Origin of the sequence: Novosphingobium naphthalenivorans NBRC 102051 (assembly GCF_001590985.1) — a bacterium.
Lineage (GTDB): Bacteria > Pseudomonadota > Alphaproteobacteria > Sphingomonadales > Sphingomonadaceae > Novosphingobium > Novosphingobium naphthalenivorans.
In genome coordinates this window covers 1-20845 of record NZ_BCTX01000051.1, presented here as the reverse complement: position 1 = coordinate 20845, position 20845 = coordinate 1, and the positions used below count along the sequence as shown (strand labels likewise).

14 protein-coding genes and 1 pseudogene are annotated in these 20845 nt (G+C 62.3%); 6 read left to right on the top strand and 9 right to left on the bottom strand.

The window, feature by feature from the left end; translation table 11 throughout:
* Nucleotides 1–2: 2 nt before the first annotated feature.
* Nucleotides 3–1604 (top strand): L-aspartate oxidase, encoded by a 1602-nt coding sequence (gene nadB, locus NN5_RS16285; protein ID WP_067735565.1) that lies wholly within the window; start codon nucleotides 3–5, stop codon nucleotides 1602–1604.
* Between the two features lie 27 nt (nucleotides 1605–1631).
* Here nadB and NN5_RS16280 read toward each other — a convergent pair whose 3' ends face one another.
* A complete protein-coding gene (locus tag NN5_RS16280) occupies nucleotides 1632–1877 on the bottom strand; it encodes a GlsB/YeaQ/YmgE family stress response membrane protein (protein WP_067735562.1) in 246 nt (81 codons plus the stop codon).
* A 721-nt stretch (nucleotides 1878–2598) separates the two neighbouring features.
* On the opposite strand from NN5_RS16280, the gene NN5_RS16275 reads away from it, so the two are divergent.
* Together NN5_RS16275 and NN5_RS16270 are read left to right on the top strand one after the other, a co-directional pair.
* Nucleotides 2599–4647 carry a ribonucleoside-diphosphate reductase subunit alpha gene (locus tag NN5_RS16275; protein WP_067735621.1) on the top strand — a complete coding sequence of 683 codons (2049 nt, stop codon included), beginning with the start codon at nucleotides 2599–2601 and terminating at the stop codon, nucleotides 4645–4647.
* Between the two features lie 15 nt (nucleotides 4648–4662).
* A complete protein-coding gene (locus tag NN5_RS16270; RefSeq protein WP_067735560.1) occupies nucleotides 4663–4980 on the top strand; it encodes a hypothetical protein in 318 nt (105 codons plus the stop codon).
* A 136-nt stretch (nucleotides 4981–5116) separates the two neighbouring features.
* On the opposite strand, the gene NN5_RS16265 is transcribed toward NN5_RS16270, so the two are convergent.
* From NN5_RS16265 to NN5_RS16245, 5 genes are all read right to left on the bottom strand, one after another.
* Nucleotides 5117–6154: an endonuclease/exonuclease/phosphatase family protein gene (locus NN5_RS16265; RefSeq protein WP_067735557.1), complete on the bottom strand. Its 1038-nt coding sequence runs from the start codon at nucleotides 6152–6154 to the stop codon at nucleotides 5117–5119.
* Nucleotides 6154–7002, bottom strand: coding sequence for a hypothetical protein (locus tag NN5_RS16260; RefSeq protein WP_306305109.1), 849 nt, complete (start codon nucleotides 7000–7002; stop codon nucleotides 6154–6156). Before NN5_RS16260 ends, NN5_RS16265 begins: the two co-directional genes overlap by 1 nt.
* Nucleotides 7003–7107: 105 nt before the next feature.
* On the bottom strand, nucleotides 7108–8853 hold the full coding sequence (locus tag NN5_RS16255; protein WP_067735614.1) for an alkaline phosphatase D family protein: 1746 nt from the start codon (nucleotides 8851–8853) through the stop codon (nucleotides 7108–7110).
* 139 nt (nucleotides 8854–8992) lie between these two features.
* Entirely contained in the window at nucleotides 8993–11344 is a 2352-nt protein-coding gene (locus tag NN5_RS16250; protein ID WP_067735554.1) for a TonB-dependent receptor domain-containing protein, read from the bottom strand.
* Nucleotides 11345–11514: 170 nt separating this feature from the next.
* On the bottom strand, nucleotides 11515–13158 hold the full coding sequence (locus NN5_RS16245) for a putative bifunctional diguanylate cyclase/phosphodiesterase (RefSeq protein ID WP_245656554.1): 1644 nt from the start codon (nucleotides 13156–13158) through the stop codon (nucleotides 11515–11517).
* A 612-nt stretch (nucleotides 13159–13770) separates the two neighbouring features.
* Here NN5_RS16245 and NN5_RS16240 point away from each other — a divergent pair.
* Nucleotides 13771–15030: a site-specific integrase gene (locus NN5_RS16240; RefSeq protein WP_067735548.1), complete on the top strand. Its 1260-nt coding sequence runs from the start codon at nucleotides 13771–13773 to the stop codon at nucleotides 15028–15030.
* On the opposite strand, the gene NN5_RS16235 is transcribed toward NN5_RS16240, so the two are convergent.
* Nucleotides 15023–15565, bottom strand: a complete 543-nt coding sequence (locus NN5_RS16235; RefSeq protein ID WP_067735546.1) for a DUF2478 domain-containing protein — start codon at nucleotides 15563–15565, stop codon at nucleotides 15023–15025. The genes NN5_RS16240 and NN5_RS16235 overlap by 8 nt on opposite strands.
* Before the next feature lie 56 nt (nucleotides 15566–15621).
* Nucleotides 15622–16398 carry a TonB-dependent receptor domain-containing protein gene (locus NN5_RS16230; protein WP_281190444.1) on the bottom strand — a complete coding sequence of 259 codons (777 nt, stop codon included), beginning with the start codon at nucleotides 16396–16398 and terminating at the stop codon, nucleotides 15622–15624.
* 140 nt (nucleotides 16399–16538) lie between these two features.
* Here NN5_RS16230 and NN5_RS16225 point away from each other — a divergent pair, with 140 nt between their 5' ends.
* Nucleotides 16539–17180, top strand: a complete 642-nt coding sequence (locus NN5_RS16225; RefSeq protein WP_067735540.1) for a nucleotidyltransferase family protein — start codon at nucleotides 16539–16541, stop codon at nucleotides 17178–17180.
* Between the two features lie 273 nt (nucleotides 17181–17453).
* Here the strand turns inward: NN5_RS16225 and NN5_RS26960 are convergent.
* Nucleotides 17454–17825: pseudogene (locus NN5_RS26960) on the bottom strand (transposase); the annotation flags it as partial.
* A 602-nt stretch (nucleotides 17826–18427) separates the two neighbouring features.
* Here NN5_RS26960 and NN5_RS16220 point away from each other — a divergent pair.
* A complete protein-coding gene (locus NN5_RS16220) occupies nucleotides 18428–20800 on the top strand; it encodes a TonB-dependent receptor (RefSeq protein WP_169801003.1) in 2373 nt (790 codons plus the stop codon).
* The last annotated feature ends 45 nt before the right edge of the window (nucleotides 20801–20845 follow it).

Sequence of the window (20845 nt, the reverse complement as noted above, 5' to 3'; positions counted from 1 at the left end):
TGATGGAAACGCAAGCAAACGCCGCCGGCACTTTCGACATCCTCGTGATCGGTTCAGGCGCCGCCGGGCTTACGGCCGCCTTGGCACTGGCCGAAAAATACAAGGTCGCCGTTCTCGCCAAGGGCGGCCTTACGGGCGGATCGACCGCCTGGGCCCAGGGCGGCATTGCGGCTGTGCTCGACCAGGGGGATACCTTCGAAGAGCACGAGCGTGATACCATGATTGCCGGTGCCGGTCTCAACCGGCGCGAAACGGTCAACTTCGTCATCGAACGCGCGCCGCACGCGATCGGCCGCCTCATCGATCTGGGCGTTCCGTTCAATATGGACGGCAACGAACTCCACCTGACGCGCGAAGGCGGGCATTCGCACCGCCGTATCGTCCATGTGAATGACGCTACCGGCTGGGCGGTGCAGCAGGCGCTGCTGCGCGCGGCCGAGGCCAACCCCAACATTACCCTGCTGCCGGGCCGCTCCTGCATCGACTTCATCACCGGAAAGCACGAGATGCGCTATTCCGCGTCAGGCCGGGTCTGGGGCGTCTATGCGCTCAACGAAGAGAGCGGCCACGTCGAAGCCTTCACCGCGCGGGCGACCGTTCTGGCGACGGGCGGAGCGGGACGTGTCTATCAGTTCAGCACCGCGCCGCGCGGCGCCACGGGCGATGGCATCTCGATGGCCTGGCGCGCGGGCGCGCGGGTCTCCAACATGGAGATGATGCAGTTCCACCCGACCTGTCTCTACAATCTGGAGGTCAAGAACTTCCTGATTACCGAGGCAGTGCGCGGCGAGGGCGGGCGGCTGATCAATCCACGTACCGGCAAGCGCTTCATGACCTTCTACGATCCCGAGCGGCTGGAATTGGCCCCGCGCGACGTGGTGGCCCGCGCGATCGACTCCGAGATTAAGCGCTTCGGTCTTGATTACGTGCACCTCGACATCAGCCACCAGCCGCCGGAATTCGTTCGCGAGCATTTCCCCACCATTTACGAAAAGCTGCTGACGCTCGGCATCGACATGACCAGGGAGCCGATCCCGGTGGTGCCGGCCCAGCACTATACCTGTGGCGGGGTGCTGATCGATCTTGACGGGCGGACCGATCTGCCGGGGCTCTATGCCGCTGGCGAATGCACCGAGAGCGGTCTCCACGGCGCCAACCGCCTGGCGTCCAACTCGCTGCTCGAATGCTTCGTGTTCGGCGATGCGGCGGCGGCGCATATCCTTGCGAACTGGGACAGCTTCGAAGCGCCGCCGCCGGTCCGGGCCTGGGACGAAAGCCGGGTGAGCGAGCCGGACGAGGAAGTCATCATCAAGCAGAACTGGACCGAGATCCGCCGCTTCATGTGGAACTATGTGGGCATCGTGCGCACCACCAAGCGGCTGGAGCGAGCGATGCACCGCATCCAGCTCCTCAATACCGAGGTCGATGAATACTACCGCCACTTCCGCGTCTCGACCGACCTGATCGAGCTGCGCAACCTGCTGCAGTCGGCCGAACTGATCGTGCAGTCCGCGCTCAAGCGGCACGAGAGCCGGGGGCTGCATTACACCCTCGACTATCCGCAGACGGACGACGTGCCGGTCGACACCATCCTGGTGCCCTGATCGCATCGCTCCCGCGCCGGGCGGGGATCAGCCGCCGATTTTGAGAACGTGGCCGATAAAGATCAGCGCCATCGCGCCCAGTATCGAGGCGAGGCAACCGGCGCGGCTGAAATCGCGTTGGCCCTGGCTGGTGATGAGGCCGGCCACCAGCGAACCGCCGATGCCGAGCAGGATCGTCGCGACCCAGCTGTACCCCTGGTGTCCGGGATAGAACAGCTGGGCAAATGCGCCGATGAACAGGCCGCTGATGATGGCGCCGATGATGTTGAACATGGGGACGTGGTCTCTTTCACAGTGTGGACTGCAGTGGCGGTGCCTTACGCTCCGCGCATCGTCATGCTGGCATGAGCGGAGGGCCTTTGCCCACCCTGTCTCGGCAAGGTGCATAGACGGTTCGACGGAGCGCAACAGCCGGCAGGGGACCTGCCGGCACTGCATCTGGGGTGGTGAACCGGCTGAATGACCCCATATTTGTTATAACAGGCCCTTGACTCTGCCCGGAACGGACTCGGTTCGTCGCAAGCCCGATTCGGTTCGCCGCCAATTTATGTGGAAAAATTTTTGCGCGCATTTGTGATTAAGGCTCTTGCGCCAGCGGCGGGTGCAGGACTTTCCACGCGTCGCGCGATGCCCTGCTGTGTCCACCCCTTGGAGGGTGCCCATGTTAACCGCGACTTCACCCTCTTGCACCCGTTTGCAGAAAGAGCACTATGGGTTGTGGCGCGTCGCTTGCGAGGCCTCAAGACCTAGGAAATGTCCGCGGGCCCGCAATGGGCCCGCAAGGCGTTCCCGGAGGTGAGGCAAAGGCTTCAGAGCGGCGCGGCAGGGGTCGGACAGGAACATTTTGTTCTCTTTTTGTGCTTTTGGTGCTAAACGGTGAGGTTCGCTGCCCGCCGACTCGCACCGGCACTGCCCGGCTTCTGCCTTGAGCTGTGAACCTGCCGTGAGGCGGTTTGATGACAGATTTTGACCGGCGGCTATGCGGGGGCGCAAAGTGGATTTCAGGAACGGAAACGAAGGTCATGTGGCCAGTCACGATCAGGACCATGATCAGGGCTACGATGATGGGGATCACGCGGAAATGAGCGAACTCAAGATCCCGCAGAAGACCGCGCCGAAGGAAAAGGAGACGGGCAAGGGCCCGGCAATCGTCATGGACAAGACCGACGCGGCTACGGCCGATCTGCTGACGGAGGCACCGGTCAAGGCGCCCAGGAAGAGCGATTCCAAGGCGATCCATGATCGCCGCTTTACGATCGTTACCGATGAGAGCCGCAACGCGCTCCTCACCGATTTCGGCAAGGAGACGCTCGATGACCGCTACCTGCTGCCCGGCGAGAAATATCAGGACATCTTCGCCCGCGTGGCCGATGCCTATGCCGACGATCAGGAGCACGCCCAGCGGCTCTACGACTACATCTCGAAGCTGTGGTTCATGCCGGCGACGCCCGTGCTTTCGAACGGCGGCACCGGGCGCGGACTGCCGATCTCGTGCTATCTGAACTCGGTCGACGACAGCCTTGAAGGCATTGTCGCGACCTGGAACGAGAACGTCTGGCTGGCCTCGCGCGGTGGCGGCATCGGCACGTACTGGGGCGCGGTGCGCGGCATCGGCGAGCCGGTGGGCCTCAACGGCAAGACCAGCGGCATCATTCCTTTCGTGCGCGTGATGGATTCGCTGACGCTGGCGATCTCGCAAGGATCGCTGCGCCGCGGTTCGGCTGCCTGCTACATCGACGTCTCGCACCCGGAGATCGAGGAGTTCCTCGAAATCCGCAAGCCTTCGGGCGACTTCAACCGCAAGGCGCTCAACCTGCACCACGGTGTGCTGCTGACCGACGAGTTCATGGAAGCCGTGCGCGACGGTGCCGAATTCGAACTCAAGAGCCCGCGTGACGGCTCGGTGCGCGGCAAGCTCGATGCCCGCTCGCTGTTCCAGAAGCTGGTCGAGGTCCGCCTTGCCACCGGCGAGCCCTACATCGTCTTCTCCGACACCGTGAACCGCATGATGCCCAAGCATCACCGCGATCTCGGCCTCAAGGTCTCGACGTCGAACCTGTGCTCGGAAATCACGCTGCCCACCGGGCGCGACCACCTCGGCAACGACCGCACGGCGGTGTGCTGCCTCTCCTCGCTCAACCTTGAAACCTGGGAAGAGTGGAAGGGTGAGAAGCGCTTCATCGAGGACGTGCTGCGCTTCCTCGACAACGTGCTGCAGGACTATATCGACCGCGCGCCCGACGAGATGGCCCGCGCCAAGTATTCGGCCATGCGCGAGCGCTCGGTCGGCATGGGCGTGATGGGTTTCCACTCGTACCTGCAGAAGAAGGGCATTGCGTTCGAAAGTGCGATGGCCAAGGCGCTCAACATGCAGATGTTCCAGTACATCAACATGAAGGCCAACGAGGCCTCGATGCTGCTGGCCAACGAGCGCGGCCCTTGCCCGGATGCGGCCGATCAGGGCGCGATGGAGCGTTTCAGCTGCAAGATGGCGATCGCGCCGACCGCGTCGATCTCGATCATCTGCGGCGGCACCTCGGCCTGCATCGAGCCGATCCCGGCGAATATCTACACCCACAAGACGCTTTCGGGCTCGTTCGTGGTGAAGAACCCCTACCTGCAGAAGCTGCTGGCTTCGAAGTCGAAGGATTCCACCAATGTGTGGAACTCGATCCTGGAAAACGGCGGCTCGGTCCAGCACCTCGATTTCCTCTCGCCGGAGGAAAAGGCGGTTTACAAGACCAGCTTCGAGATCGACCAGCGCTGGCTGCTCGAATTCGCCGCCGACCGCACGCCCTATATCGATCAGGCTCAATCGCTGAACCTGTTCATCCCCGCCGATGTCGACAAGTGGGACCTGATGATGCTGCACTTCCAGGCTTGGGAGAAGGGCATCAAGTCGCTCTACTACCTGCGCTCCAAGTCGGTGCAGCGCGCCGGTTTCGCCGGTGCGGGCGGTGTGGAGGCGGACAACACCTCCGAAGCGCCCAAGTTCGAGATCGGCGAGACGACCGATTACGATGAGTGTCTGGCATGTCAGTGAGGGCCTGCCGGTAAGATGACCGGACCCGCGCGCCTCCTGCCGATGGCCCTGCTTTTGGTTCTCGCAGGATGCGCGCATCAGGTTTCGGCTGCCGTCGAGCCGGAAGCACCGGGCTTCCTGCTCGGCGTCTGGCACGGCTTCATTTTCCCGTTCGCGTGGGTGGCCTCGCTTTTCACCGATGTCACGATCTACGCCGTGCCGAACAACGGCGGCTGGTACAATTTCGGCTATTTCATCGGCATCATGTTCCTGGGCGTCGGCGCCCATCGCGGCAAGCGCGTGGTCTATCGCGAGCGTGTGATCGAAATGAACGGGCCGATCATCGACCAGTAGGGCAGTGTGCAGCGCTGCCTGCAACCGTGCTCCAACCCGCTCAGCCTGAGCTTGTCGAAGGCCCTGCGGGCGTGGCGCGTGGTTCACATCCTTCGACGGGCTCAGGATGAGCGGTCATGGAGATGGGCCCGCCTCGTCAACTCACCGGATAGCGATAGCGGATCGTGTACCCGATATGGTCCGACAGCATCGAGCCGTCGGGTTCGGTGCCGAAGGGAATGTCGGCCCCCGCCGGGATCAGCGCCTTGCCCCTCGCACTCAGCGTGAACTGCATGTCGCGCCCGCGCCGCACGATCGTGGCGGCATCGGCGGGGCTGGTCAGCGGGCGCGGGCCGCCGGCCAGCCAGGTCTTCAGCGCGTCGGCCTCGCCCTGTCCGCCCAGCCGCGCGATCGCGGCGTCGAGGGCGGCGATGCGGGCCGGGCGCTGGCCCCGGTTGAAGTCCCCGGCGATCACCACCGGTACGCCCGGCGTGCGGTTCGCGGCAACGAAGCTGGCGAGGAAGTCAGCCTCACGCCGGTAGGCGTCGAGCGCCCGCGCGGCCGAGGCGTGCGAGGCGCCCTTGCTGTTGAAATGCGTGCCCGCCACCATGACTTCGCGCCCGTCGGCCAGTTGCAGCGTGGCCATCAGCACGCCCTTGGCGGCGAGGCAATCGAAGCCGGCACAGGCCCCTTCGGGAAAGGCCGCGCGCTTCACGTCGAGCACGGGCAGGTCGGAGAGGATCACGAGGCCGCTGTCGACCGGGGTCCCGGCCGTCTCGCCCAGCATCCAGTCGCGCTCCACGCCCTTGGGCGCAGTGCCGGTCCGCAAGTAGGGGCCCTCGACCACATAAGGATAGCCCGCGATCCGGCCGATGGCCTTGGCATCGCCCGAGAAGGCCTCCTGCAGCACGACGACGCCGGGGGCGCAGCCCTGCGCGCGCATCAGCGAGAGCCGCTCGCCGATGGCATGCAGGGCTTCCGGGCCCTTCTTGGCCAAGGGCCAGGGCAGCCCGGCGACATTGTAGGTCATCACCGAAAAATCGCCCACGCGGCAGGCCGCGGGCGTCTCGTCGGGATCGGCGGCGCTTGTCAGCGCGATGTCCGGCGCAGGCAGCGGGTCGGCGAAGGAAGCGCCGCCGACCAGCGCGACGGCACCAAGCAGATAACGTAGGCGCATGAAGCGAAAGGGGTTCATCACTGCGTTCCGATCCGGCTGGCGATCACGGTGCGCGAGGGGCGGTCTATCGACCACAGCAGGGTGGGATCGCGCGGGTCAAAGTCGATCGCCTGCCCATGCGTGGTGAGGGGGATAGTGCCCTTGTGAACCAGCACCGATCCGGCCTCCGGCAAGTCGAGCACATAGACTTCGGCGCGATCATGCCCGCTGGCATAGAGGTGCCCGCCCGGCCCCCAGCTCGCGCCCGAGGCGCTCTTGGGCTTGAACAGGTCGAGCACGTCCGCCGGAAAGGCCCAGCCCCGGTCGATGCGGAAATCCTCGTCGAGCCGGGCAAACAGGGTATAGCGGTGATCGCGCGTGGGCTCGCCGCCCTTCACGCCCTGATCCGGTCCGTCGTAGTTGGCGAAGACCGCCCACCAGTGCCCGTCATGCCGGTTGACGACGGTCAGCGAACCGGGCGCCATGCCCAGGCTTACCGAGTTGACGTGCGCCAGCGTTTCCGGGTCGAAGAATTCGATCGTGCTGAGCTGCGGCACGCCCGGATGATTGGAGGCGGCGCAGACGAGCTGCTTTTCAGCAAGGGTGCAGCTGTTGATGTGCGGATAGAGCGCCGGATCGCCATGCCATTCGGCCACGCGCTTGCCGTCGGCGATGCGGTACTTGGCGATCGTGGCATTGTCGATCGCATAGACATACGTGCCATCCGAAGCGACGCCCTGCCGGGCTTCCGGCGCTTCGATGCGATGGACCACCGGCGCCGGCTCTTCCGCCATCACCGGCGCACCCGCCAGCGAAGCCAGCCACGCCGCCATCCCGAACGCGTGGCGGCCCCCCCGCCCGCGCGGCAATTCCAGAAGTTCCGTCATGTCGCACCCCTTGCGAAACTTGCGGCGCGGCTAGGCGCAGATGGTTACACGGCGTGGTCACTTCAGTGACTACACTGTCATAGACGCCGTGCTTTCCGGGGCTCCTCAGGTGAGGACGACTTGCCTGTCCTGCCGCGCGAAGGGGACGCGGCGCAGCACCATGGTGCGGTAGCTGGGGGTCAGAACGGTATCGACGCCGACGAAAGTCGCCATGCCCTGTTCGCGCTCGAATTCCACGCGCACGTAGCCCTGGTGCATGTTGTCGGTCCAGGTGACTTCGGGGATGTGCTCGGCCCAGGCCTTGTCGAGCGCGCGCGCGGTTTCCGGACCGAAGCCGCTGTCCACGAAGTCGCCGGGCGAGGAGATCCCGGCCGTGCCGAATTCGATCCCCGCCGGGCGGCCTGCCTGGTCGGCGAGGCGGTTGACCCAGAAGCTGTGGCTGTCGCCCGAGAGGAACACGAGGTCCCCGGCGCCCGCCTCGCGCGAGAGGTCGTAGAGCCGTTCGCGGGCCCAGGGATAGCCGCCCCAGGCGTCGGTGTAGTCGGGCAGGTTGAAGCGCCCTTTCCAGGCCATGGCCACGGCCGGATCGGCGGCGATCTTCGCCAGTTCCTCCTTCGACTTCGCGGCGGCCAGCTTTGCCGAGGGATCGGCGACGAGGCCCAGCCCGACCACGTCCGGCACGTCGACGCGGGCGATCACCATCGGGCAGCCGATAATCCGCCAGGGCTGGCCCTGTTCGACCGAGCGGGTGAGCGCGGCGGCAAGGTCGGCTTCGCATTCGGGCGAGAGGATGGGCCGGTCCGGCGCGCCGAGCACGTCCTCCTTGAAGCGCCGGGCCGAGGCGGCATCGGTGATGCTCTCGGCATAGTCCATGTACTCGATCTGCTTCGCGCGTGCGGTGTGGCGCGTCTCGATCGTCTGCAGCGTGGCAAGGTCGCCGAAGCTGTAACCGCGCCAGAACTGCATCCGGCTGCGGCCTTTCACGGCCAGCCATTCGGGTTCGCGCACCGGCATCCATTCGAAATAGGCGCGGATCGAGGCCGCGCGTCGCGTCGCCCAGTCGCCTTCGGTGTCCGGCTGGTGGTTCTGAGCGCCGCCGGTCCAGGGATTGTTGGCGCTTTCGTGGTCGTCCCAGCAGGCGAGCAGGGTGTGGTTCGCATGCATGGCCTGCGCGCCCATGTCGGTCTTGTACTGCGCGTGGCGGGTGCGGTAGTCGGCGAGCGAGACGATCTCGTGCAGCGGCGCGTGGACGCGGCCGATCCGGTGGGCGATGTCCGCGCCCCAGCCGTCCTGGCCGCCGTATTCGTAGATGTAGTCGCCGGTGTGCAGCACGAAGTCGATATCGGCATCGCGCGCGATCGCGTCATAGGCGTTGAAGTAGCCGAAGGCGTAGTTCGAGCAGCTCGTCAGCGCGATGCCGAGCCGGTCGAGCCGCCCCTCGGGCAGCGTGCGAGCCCGGCCAAGCGGGGAGACGGCCTCGCCCACGCGGAAGCGGTAGTAATAGACGCCGCCCGGGTTCAGTCCGCCGGCAAGGACCTTCACGGTGTGATCGCGGCCGGGATCGGTGGTGAAGGGGCCGGATTTCAGTACTTGGGCGAAATCGGGCGTGGCGCTGAGTTCCCACGTGCCGGAGACTGTGCCGGAGGCCGCACCTTCGGTGGTGACGCGGGTCCACAGGACGACGCTCGTCGCGTCCGGGTCACCGCTGGCGACGCCATGGCGGAACACCGGATTCAGGATCGCGGCCTGGGCCAGCAATGCGGATGGCACGGCCAGAAACACGGCGCTTCCGGCCATGCCGGCAAGCAGGGCACGGCGGGAAACTTCGGCGGGACGGAACGGGCGGGTCATGGCGTGCAGGTCCTTTGGGCAACCGGCGCGGAGCGGGCTCGCGCGGAATTTCAGGCGGGGAAACGGAAAAGGCGGGCCGGTTTTGGACACCGCCCCGCCTTTCCGGAACACTCCCCCATGAGTGTCTGGGAGTTATGGATCAGAAATCGGCAGTGGCCGTGAACACCATGGTGCGCGGCGCGCCGATCCAGGCATAGTTGCCAGAGATGCCGCCGAGGTAATCCTCGTCGGTCAGGTTGTTGATCGTGAGGTCGAACTGCAGGGCCTTGAGGGCCTGGCTCAGCGCTTCACCCTTCACGTTGATGTTGAGATCGGTGAGGATGTAGCTGTCGGCCTTCCAGCTGTTGTCGGCATTGACGTAGCGATCGTCGGTGTACTTGGTGGTCACGCCCAGCGAGACCGGGCCAAGCCGGTAGTTGGCCGAGAGCACGAACATGTTCTGGGGGATGCCCGTGACGCGGTTGCCCGGGGTCACGCCCTGCTCGGCGTCCAGCACGCTGTCGCCGGTGCCGCGGTACTTGGCATCGATGTAGGTGTAGGCCGCGTAGAGGTTGAGGTTCGTCGTCGGGCGGACGTTGGCCAGCAGTTCGAAGCCTTCGGAGTCGATGCCGCCCGCGTTGTAGAAGATGCCGTCACCTTCGCCGAGGTAGTCGATACCGGATGCGGTCGAGTTGGAGACGTAGATCACCTGGTTGGAGAACTTCGACTTGAACCAGGTGGCAGAGCCGTGGAACCAGCCGTTCTCATAGCGAACGCCGGCTTCCCAGTTCTTGGCCGACTCGGGCTTGATCTCAGAGAGATCGGCATTGTTGTATTCGAGAACCGAGTCGGTCAGCGCCTTGAAGTTTTCGGCATAGCCGCCGAACACGTTGAGGCCATGGACCGGCTCGATCTGGATGCCGCCCGAGAGCAGGACCTTGGAGGTCGACTTGATGCTGACGTTGTCGGTATCACCGAACAGGTCGACGCGGTCGAGGTGGTTGGTGAACTGCTTGGCACCGATGTTGGCTGTGACCGGGCCGACCTGCACGGTGTCCTGAACATACCACTTGAAGGTCGTCTGCGGATACTTGCGGCTGTACTGGGTCCAGTACGGCGTCGAGTCATAGGCCATGCCGACAGTCGTGTCGGTGACGTTATGCCAGTTGCGCCATTCCTGCCGGGTGGTGTCTTCGTACCACAGGCCGGCCCGCAGGCTGTTGTCGAGGCCGCCCAGGGTCACTTTCCAGGTGCCTTCGCCGGTGAAGCCCAGGCGGTCCTTGCGGTAGTGGGTGTGGCGGTACGACTGGGCGCCGATGGCACCGGTTGCGTAGCAGCTGGGATCATAGAGGCTGGCGCAACCTTCGCTCGCGGTCAGCGCCACACCGTTGGCGTCGACGAAATAGATCTTGCCCAGCGCAGACCCGCCATTGACAGTGCTGGTTCCGGACAGTTCGCTTTCGGGATTGCCGGCGCCATCGTCGGTCACGTCGACGACATAGGGGGGAGCCCAGTCGCCGCGGCCGGCCATGTCGTGATAGTAGACCGAGGCGTGCAGGTCGAGGCTGTCACCGATCTTGGTGTCGGCCTTGAGGTAGGCGAAGAAGTTCTTGCGAATCGTCGACCAGGCGCGGCGGTAGTTCTGGTCGATGACCGGAATGCCGGTCCAGACGCCGGTCAGGGCGTCAGCGTGGGGGCTGGCTGCGTACTGTTCCGGGCTGTACATCTGATCGTAGTTGTCTTCGTGGGCATAGTCGTAGTCGACATAACCCGTCAGCTTGACCGGGGTGTCGATGATGAACTTGCCGGCGAAGTTGTCGCGATGGTTCTGCGCCGAGCCTTCCATCCAGTCGGTCGCCTGCTGGTGCGAATACGAGATCCAGGCCTTGGCGGTGTTGTTCAGGAACAGACCGGTGTCGAAACGGCCATAGTAGCGGCTCGCTTCGAAATCGCCCACCGACCCGGACAGGCGCACGCGCATCTCGTCGAGCGGGTCGGAGGTCACGAAGTTGAGCGTGCCGCCCAGCGCTTCGTTGGACAGCGAGCCGATGTCGGCGGTGCCCTGCGAAACTTCGACGGTGCGGATGTTCGCGGTGTCGACGAAGCGGTTGGCCTTCGAGCCGCCGCCATAGTTCGAGCCGCCATTGGGCAGGCCGTCGATGGTGAGACCGACCTGCTGCTGGTCAAGGTTGGTCTGGAAGCCGCGGATCGAGTAGGCGGTCGACCAGTCGTCGAAACCGAAGGCATCGCCTTCCTGCACCTGCACGCCCGGCAGGGTGTTGGCGAGGTCGAGCACCGAGGCGACCGGCGACTTGTCCGCGATCAGCTCTTCGCTCAGTGCCGAGTTGTTGTAGGTGGCGCGGGTGCCGGTGACGATGATGGCGTCGCCGTTTAGCGCGTCGGCGGCGTCAGCGGCATCGGCTGCGTCGTCAGCCAGCGCCGGCGTGGCGACGGCAATCGCGGCAAGGCACGTACTGAGAATACTGGCATTACGGATAGTCTTGAATCGCATGGTGCAACCCCCCTGTTCGAGATTCGGATTGGGGGCGCATCTGGTCTTGTTTTCTGACTTCCTGCGGTCAGTTCAGAGGCATTTCCGGGTCATATTGGTGACAATGATGTGTCATCGGGAGGGGCTGGAAGGGAGAAATCGCGGACCCTTTTCCGTGTAATCGCCGCCGGTTATCCGGCGCTGCCGGCAGCTGCCGGTTGCGATGTGCCTGGGTTCAGCAAGCTGCCAAAGGCCTCGATGGGCTGCGGCGTGCCAATCAGAAAGCCCTGGATCCGCTCGCACTTTTCTTCACTCAGGAAGCGCAATTGCTCGGCCGTTTCGACGCCTTCGGCAACGATCGGCAGATTGAGGCCGCGGCCCAGGCCGATCATGGCCCGGATGATCTCGGCTGAGCGGTTGTTCTCCCGCAGGCCGGACACGAACGACTTGTCGATCTTCAGCGTGTCGAAGGGAAAGGATTGCAGATAGGAGAGCGAGGAATAGCCGGTGCCGAAATCGTCCATGGCGATCCGCACGCCCAGGGCCTTCAGGCGCCGCAGCTGGCTGATGGCGCGGGCGAAGTCGTTGAACAGCACGGTTTCGGTGATTTCCAGTTCCAGCCGCTTGGGCGAAAGGCCGGTCTCCAGCAGGATCTCGTGGACGAGTTTGGCAAGGTCGCCATGGCGGAACTGCACCGTCGAGAGATTGATGGAAACCTGCAGCGGGTTTTCCCAGGATGCGGCTTCGCGGCAGGCCGATCGCAGCACCCATTCGCCCAGCTCGATGATCAGTCCGCTCTCCTCGGCGACCGGCACGAAATCGTCGGGCATCAACATGCCGCGGGTTGGGTGGTTCCAGCGCAGCAGCACTTCCAGGCCGTAAATCTGGCTGGCGACGGTGGCCTGCGGCTGGAAGTACAGGGAAAATTCGTTGCGTTCGAGCGCCTTGCGGATATCCCGCTTGAGCTGGTGCTGTTGGCGGATGCGGGTGTCCATGTCGTGCTCGAACAGGCGCATGACGCCGCGGCCATCGTCCTTTGCACGGTAGAGCGCGGTGTCGGCGCTGCTCATCAGGGTTTTGGCGTCCGTGCCATCGTCGGGATAGACGGCAATGCCGACGCTCAGCCCCACGGAAAGCGAATTGCCTTCGAACAGGAAATCTTCCGAAGTGCATTCGATCAGCTGGTTGCTGAGCGCGCCCGACGCTTCCGGCTGAATACCCTCGCTGACAATCAGCGCGAATTCGTCGCCGCCCAGACGAGCCAGGAAATTGCGGCCCGCGCTGTGGCGAAAGCGCTTGGCCATCTCCTGAAGCAGCAAGTCGCCGGCTTTGTGGCCGAAGATGTCATTGACGTCCTTGAAGCGGTCCAGATCGACGAACAGCAGTCCGAATTTCTGGCGCTTGGCGTGGGCTTCCTCGATGGCATTGGCCAGCTTGGTGTTGAATGCGCTGCGGTTTGCCAGTTCGGTGAGCGGATCGTGGCTTGCGAGGTGCGCGATCCGCCGTTCGGCTGTCACCCGCTCCGTCACGTCCTGCTGGGTCGAAAGCAGGAACCCGCCTTCGACGGGCATGTCGTGGATGGCGATGATCCTGCCGCCCACGTCCACTTCGGAGGAATAGCTGTGGCCGTTCCTGATCGCGCGGGCCACTTTCTCGAAATGCGCGCGGGGATCCTGCTTCCACGTGTCCAACAGGCCGGCGGCGATCAGCCCTTCAAAGTTGAATTCCCCGCTGTGTTCTTCGTCGACATTGTGAAGCGCAATGAAGGTGCGGTTCATAAATACGGGTGTGCCATCGGTTTCGAACAAGCCGACACCGATCGGCAACTTGTTCATCGCCATTTCCAGCGCTGCGAGCTTGTCGGGCCTTTGAAGCTTTGCCTGCCTTGGTTTCGTAGCCATTGAATGGTCGTCCGATTTTCCCCCAAGCGCTCTTTATATAGGAGAATATTAATTTGGTGTAGTTGGCAGGATGCTTTTTGCGATCTGGCATGGCCGTGGCGGGCATCTCTCGAACGTGCACCGCAAATACCGGCCCCGTCAGATTCTTGGAGGACGCTCGCGTTCGGATTCGGGTAGGCGTTTCCCATGCCGCGGGGCGAAGGACCTGCACCTTCGGCCCGGCTTTTTCCGCGCGTCCCCGTTTTGGCGTGACGCACGCATAAACACCGCCGCATCGTGCGGCTGCATTTATGATTTTCTGTAGGAAAACTGGAGCGGGCGAAGGGATTCGAACCCTCGACCCCAACCTTGGCAATTTTGAAATTTCGTTACGCCGCAGCTCGCTATAACACGATAATATAGTATTTATAATTAGTTATGTGTAGATAAATTCGCCACGCTATCCGATTTCCGCCGTCCAAACGCCATTTTCTGCTTACGTATTGCTTACTTTTGCTCTAGAAGCAATCCGCGTAAGCAGGCGGCACACACGGGATCGAAGCGGACATGGCAAAACTCACCAAGAAAGCGATCGACGCCCTGCCGATCCCCGCGAAGGGACAAACCTTCCATTGGGACACCGAAACTCGGGGGTTTGGAATCCGCGTCGGGGCATCCGGAGCGAAAACCTTCGTTATCCAGTATCGCAACGTCGATGAGCGTTCTCGCCGGGTCAAGCTCGGACGGTATGGCATTTTCACTGTCGAACATGCGCGCGATTTGGCCAAGATCAAGCTGGGCGAAGTTGCTGCCGGCGGCGACCCCGCCGAGGCGGTGGTCCAGGCTCGCAAGGATGTCACCGTTGCCGAGTTGTGTGATTGGTATCTGGAAGAGGCCCGAGCCGGTCGTATTCTGGGGCGGCGCAACAGACCTATCAAGGCCTCGACTCTCAGCATGGACGAGAGCCGGATCAAGTCACACATCAAGCCGCTGGTCGGTCAGCGGAAAGCACGCCATCTGACAGTGGCTGACGTCGAAGCGATGCAGGCCGACGTGGTAAATGGAAAAACGGCGAAACCGCGCACGGGTGGTCGCGGCGGCGTCAGCACCGGCGGCGCCGGGGTCGCTCCCCGTGTGGTGAGCACGCTGCAAAGCGTACTTGGCCATGCAAAGCACAAGGGACTGCTGAAGGAACACCCCACCAAGGGCGCACGTAAACTCGCATCCAACAAGAAGAAGCGCCGTTTGAGTGTGGCCGAGATTGAAGATCTGGGTGCCGCCATGGTGGTGGCAGAGCGTCATGGTGAAAACCCCGTGGGGATCGCCATCATCAAACTCTTGCTACTGACCGGCTTCCGGCGCCAGGAGGGGCAAGCGATGCATCGCGGCTGGCTGAATGCCGGTGGTGGCTATGTCGCCTTCCCCGACACCAAAGGGGACGCTCAGCTTAGAGCGATCGGCGCTCCAGCGATTTCATTGATCCAGGAGCAGCCCACCGTCGCCAGCAATCCCTACGTATTTCCATCTGCGGGCACCGACGGTCCGATCACGACGGCCCGGGATTGCTTCTCACGCCTATGCGCCATCGCAAAAATCACCAACGCTACCCCGCATACGCTGCGACATACATTCGGCAGCGTTGCCGGTGACCTGGGCTTTTCAGAACTGACAATTGCGGCCATGCTTGGGCATGCCGCACAGACGGTAACTCAAGGCTATATCCATGTGGATGAGGCGCTGAGATTGGCCGTAGCGCGGACATCAGAAGAAATTTCCGCCATACTACATCGTGGAGCCGTTCGCGTGGAGGCGCGAGAAGCTACATGATCGGTTCGGATGACTTTTGTTTCTGCAATCTTGCCCACCGGCTATCCAGCACGTCGTCCGAGCACCCCGGCGTGGAGAATAGCGGCGTCGCGAAGGTCTCCCACGCCGGCCGGTAACGTGGCGAAACCGATGTGAGAATTGGCACGCCAGCCTCCAGTGCTGCAACGAATGCCGGCACGAGACCCGATCCGTTCTCAGCCTCGAGCTTCCCGAACTTGCTCAGGATCAACAGATCGCAACCCCGAGAAATATCCCGGCAGACCGCGTGGGCTGCTGAAATAAGCCCCTCGGGAAGCAGTGCACAGGCGTCAGCCGCTTGGCCGAGTTCCTGAAACAGAGAAAACACCTGCTCATCAGCGAATGAGCGCAGAAAACTCCGTTTGCATGCACCGTCAGCACCCAGACTGTCGAAGACTTCGATGACACCGGCAATTCGTATGCTGGCTATGTGGCGAACTAAATCGGCGAAGCAGCGCTGGATTTCTGGCGCATCAGCATCCTGAATGACGGCGATTGGGCAAACTGGAGCGCTCATGGCTGCATTTTGCCTTCCTTTGGCCGTCAATCAAGGATGCCGGAATTGCATGGCGCTCAGAACTTCGCCCGCGCGCTGACAAAGAAGCTGCGCCCTGGCTCGGGGAAGCCATCGGTGAGGACGTAGTTGTCGTCGAAAAGGTTGCGAGCGCCAACACCCAGTTCGATGTTTGGAGTGACCGCGTAGTCGATCTTGACGTTGGCGACTACGCAGCTTCCGGTCTCGTAGTAGACTGGGGTGGAGGCAGTGGTCGACGTCATCCGGTTCGAAGCGATATCGACGTTGGGCTGAACGGTCAGGCCGGGGAGCGGCTTCCAACTCGCAAAGACGAACGCCTTGTGGGTCGGCACGCCGGTCAGCGCGAAGACTGGGACAGTGGTGCCAGCGGCGGCACCGGTGATGTCGAAATCACGATGGATGTAAGTGTAGTTGGCGCCGAACTCGAACGCCGGGCTGACCTTAGCCGTCACCGACAGTTCGCCGCCGTAGTATTTGCCGTTGCCGAGGTTCTGCCGCTGGGTAGTGTTGGCCGGGAAGCCTGCCGGGCGGACGGATACGATCGCGTCCTTGACGTCGCTGTAGAACAGCGCACCCTCGAATCGGACCGCGCCGAACTGATGGCTGGCGCCCAGCTCGTAGTTGATCGCCCGCTCGGGATTGAGCCCTGGGTTCGATGCCGCGGTGCCGGACTGGGTGCTGAACCGCTCGAAGATCGTCGGGAATCGGGCGCGCGACGACACGCTGGCATTGACCCGCGTATCGGCATCGGGCGCCCAGATCAGTTGCCCCTGTGCGTTGAAGGCATCGGCGTTCTTGAGCGGATAGCTGAAGATCCGCGCCGCGCCGCCGCCGGACGGCGTGCCGAATTCATCGGCGCCACCCGATATCCTTCAGGCCACTTTGACAGCGTCGCCTCAGGTCATATAATCAACATATGTTGTCCCCTCATTTGGATTTGAGGAGAACGAATGTCATGATCGCGCTTCTTGCCGCCGGGGAAGCCCGGCGTTATGGTGGCGGGAAGCTTGATGCGCCCCTAGCCGGAAGACCGCTCGGGCGCTGGGCGGTAGAGGCGGCGACAGCGATCGCACCGGTTGTGGTCATTGTGCCAGACGGGCCGTTGCCCGCCTTCCTGCAGGGGATCGAACAGCGGATCGCGGTTGTTGCCAACCCGGATTGGACTCGGGGACCGAATACCTCACTAATGCATGCCGTAAACTATGCCCGCATCCAGGGGATGGAGGGACTGCTCATTCATCTTGCGGACATGCCGCTCGTCTCTTCTGCCACGTTGGCTGCGGTGCTGGGGCAAGGAATGATGCATGGCATGGCCGCCACGCGATATCCCGATGGCAGGCCCGGCGTACCAGCCTGTTTCATGTCAAAGTGGTTCGACGCATTGCAGGACTTGCCCGATGGGCGTGGAGCCAAGACACTGCTGCGGTCATCGCCGGGTTGTCATCTCATGAAGGTGCCGGCCTATGAGCTGATCGATATCGACACGCCTGGGGATCTGGGGCGGGCCGAAGGGTTCATCCGCCATCGGTTGCTGACCGAGGTTCCTTCCGAGGAGGAAGGTCGTGAGAGCGAGCGCTTAATAACCTATACTCGATAGCCCGGCGCGGCCTCATTCCGACCTTGGGCGCTTACCATAGGAATCGCCGATCTGACGCCCTCGGAATTTGCCGTCTATCGTGTGCCCACTGGCGAGATCGCGGCCGATCATTCCGTCTGTGAGACGGGCGGCGGCTGCAGGTGGTCGACCAGGCGGGTCTGGGCTCCTTCCGTGCGGCGATGTCACTGCCGCTGCCACAGCCATACATGTTTCGGCCACTCGCCGAGTATGAGGTCTTGGTCGGAGGAGGCTGGTGATGGCGGCGATCGATTATGAGGCGCTGGTGGCGATGCTGGACCGGCCGCGAAAAATGCGCTCGCCGTTGCGGCCCGGCCCCGGGCGGATCGTCTGAGCCATCGCGGGGCCGGAAGCTCTTCATCGATGCCCAGGCATCGATCATTGTGCCATCGAACGAGAAATGATCCGATGACAGCAGTAGCCGCACCTGGCCAAGACTGGTCAGGGTGATCAAAAACTCTCGCGCTACCTCGGTTTCGAGCAGGCGATCCGATTTTTTGAGAAGGTCTAGGCATCCCACACCCAAGCATCCATCTCCAGACCCACGAACCACCGAAACAGCAGATTATAATCCATCTGCCCCATCAACTGCCGTTCCGAAAGATCGGTCAGCGCCGCCTCCACCACCATGTGAACTTTCCTGCGAATTCCGGGGGTGCCTCAAAAACCTCCAGATACGCGAGCCATAATGTTTTAAGGTGAAACATTTTAAGCTGTAGACTGCCCTACGCGACACGGCTCATCGCGCAACTCGGACGCTGAACAAAGGCGCTAATCTAGGATCTCGCGGGTGGGCGTCGTTGGGTCACCTCTTGGAGATATCAATATTTAATGTGTTATTTCATTATGTTATAAATGATTGCAATCACGCTCGTCGGTCGACCTTCCAGCGCCACCCAATCGATTCAATGATTTGGAGAATGCGGATCGTGTCCCTTAGGAGACGCGTCCAGCACGCCTTCATATTTTAGGTACAAAATATCTTGACGAAATCGCACCAGAGTGCTTGCATGTGCAAGTGATCGAGAGGCGGTTTGCCGATGAGTGGTTCTTCTAGCCATCAATGGATTACTCGTCAGTCGGGAAGCCGACATGACCCGGTCACGTGGAAAGATGGCGATTGGGACGGAATGGAGCACGAAACGCGCGCCAATCGACCAAGAAAGCCACGCCCCGCGTTGCGGGTAATGAAATTTGTATAATTTCAGGGACGGGTGAGGAGCATTATAGTGACTGCAAGTACATATTTTCGAGCGACATTAATCGCAGGCGTTGCGCTGATCGCCGTGCCTGCTTTCGCCCAAAACAGTGCGGAAGGCGAGGCGCAAGCCGCTCAGACGGCCACGGGATCCCAGTCGTCTGGCATCAGCGATATTGTTGTCACCGCCCAGAGGCGTCAGGAGTCGGTGCAGAAGACGGCGCTGGCAATCGAAGTGCTCAGCGGCGACACGATCCAGCAGCGTGGCGTGCTTTCGGCAAGTGACCTCACCAAGGTCGCGACCGGTATTCAGGCAAGCGCCGGCGGCTTCAATCAGATCTACGTCCGCGGCGTTGGCGACTTCGGTGTGACGATCGCTGCGAACCCCGCGGTCGTGACCAATCTTAACGGAGTTCCCATAACGCGACCGCAGGCCATCGCGGGCAACTTCTTCGATCTCGAGCGGGTCGAAGTTCTCAAAGGACCGCAAGGAACCTTGTACGGTCGTAACGCTACGGGCGGCGTCATCAACCTGATTGCAGCACGACCCAAGCTTGGGGTAACCTCGGGCTATGTGTCGGGCCAGTACGGCAATTACAACGCGCTTCAGGGGGAAGCGGCCATCAACCTGCCGATTGGGTCGAACCTCGCCGTTCGCCTCTCTGGCCAAATCGGCGACCGAGATGGCTATCTCACCGACGGCCGGGACGACGACAAGCACCAGTCAGTCCGCTTCCAGACCTATTTCGAGAGCGGCGCGTTGTCTGCGAATCTGCGCGCATCCTACCTCCATCTCGGCGGCAACGGAGCCGGCCTTGCCGTCGTTCCGACAATTCCCGGAGAATCGAAGTTCTTGGGAACGATTTCGAAAGCCTCGAGCGATTATTTCATAGGTCTCGCAGACGCGAACTTCGCGGCATCGGGCGGCACTTCGCCGCCAAGTTCGATCCTAGCCCGACAGGACACGTTTGACCCGAAGCAGGACGTGGACAGCTTTGCGATCGACGGACAGATTGATTACGACTTCGGCGGGGCGACGCTGACGATCATCCCAGCCTATCGCTGGACGCATGCGAAGTTCGGGCTCGGCTTAACCTATTTCTACACCTCTGGCGGAAATGGCACCGATGGTGATCGTTCGGACTATTATTCGCTCGAGGCGCGCCTCGGAAACAGTGGCGACAAACTCAAGTGGGTCGTAGGCGTGTTCGGTCTCAAGGAAGACCAAAGTAGCGATTTCTTCGTCGACGCCGGACTCATCCAGCGTATCCGGATCGGTTCCAAGCTCAACACGAAGGCGGGTGCGATCTTCGGTGAGGCAACATACAGCCTGTCCGACGCCCTACGCTTGACCGTCGGCGGTCGCTACACGTCCGATAAGCGCGAGGCGAGTGACCTTCGTTACGTCGCAGTCTCTCCTACGGTCACTGGCAACCCGCCCTGCCTTCCGGATCTCGGCTTCCCCGCAGGGACTGAATGCAGCGTCCTCCCGCCGGGCTCGTTCAACAGCGCCAAGACTTTCAAGCGAGCGACGTGGCGCGCGGGAATGGAGTATGACATCGCACCCCAGAGCATGTTCTTCGCGAACGTGGCTACCGGCTTCAAGGCAGGCGGATTCAACCAGGCTGTCGACCCGGAAAACACTTCGCGTGTGCTCGCCTTCGAACCGGAGAAGATCACCGCTTACACGGTTGGGCTGCGCAACCGCTTCGCCTCGAACACGATCCAGTTTAACGTCGAGGGCTTCTACTGGGACTACAAGGATCTCCAGCTTTCTCAGGTCATAATCGACGGCTTCGGCAACCTTGCCGCAGCTACCCAGAATGCCGGCAGCGCTCGCATTTATGGCTTCAACGTCGATGCCATAATCCGGCCGACGTCGACGACCACCATCCGCGGCAGCATCGAATATCTGAATGCCAAGTACAAATCGTTCCAATATGAACAGGCGGAAGTTCTTTCGCCCCCGGGTTCGGTCGGTTGTCCGGTTTCTCCGTCGAACCTGCCTGCAGGTCCGCTGGGGCCGTTTGTGTCGATCGACTGTTCGGGCTACCCGCTTAACCGCGCGCCGAAATGGTCGGGCAATGTTGGAATCAGCCAGATTCTCCACCTCGCCAATGGCGGTAACTTCACCTTCGATGGCGACCTTAACTTCGCCTCGAAGCGCTACGTGTCGAACACCTACACGGCCAATTCGCTGGCCAAGGCGTACGGCATCCTATCGGCTTCGATCACATATAACGGACCCAATGAGCAGTGGTCGATAGGCGCGTTCGTGCGCAACATCACCAACACGCTGGCCTATGTCGGTGGCGGTGAGCAGAGCCCCTATGTGCCACAGTATCTGACTTCTGCCGTCCAGCCGCCGCGTACCTACGGCATCCGGGCCCGCGTTAATTTCTGATCTGAGGCTTATGGCAGGATCGGCGGATCGCGCATGCGATCCGCC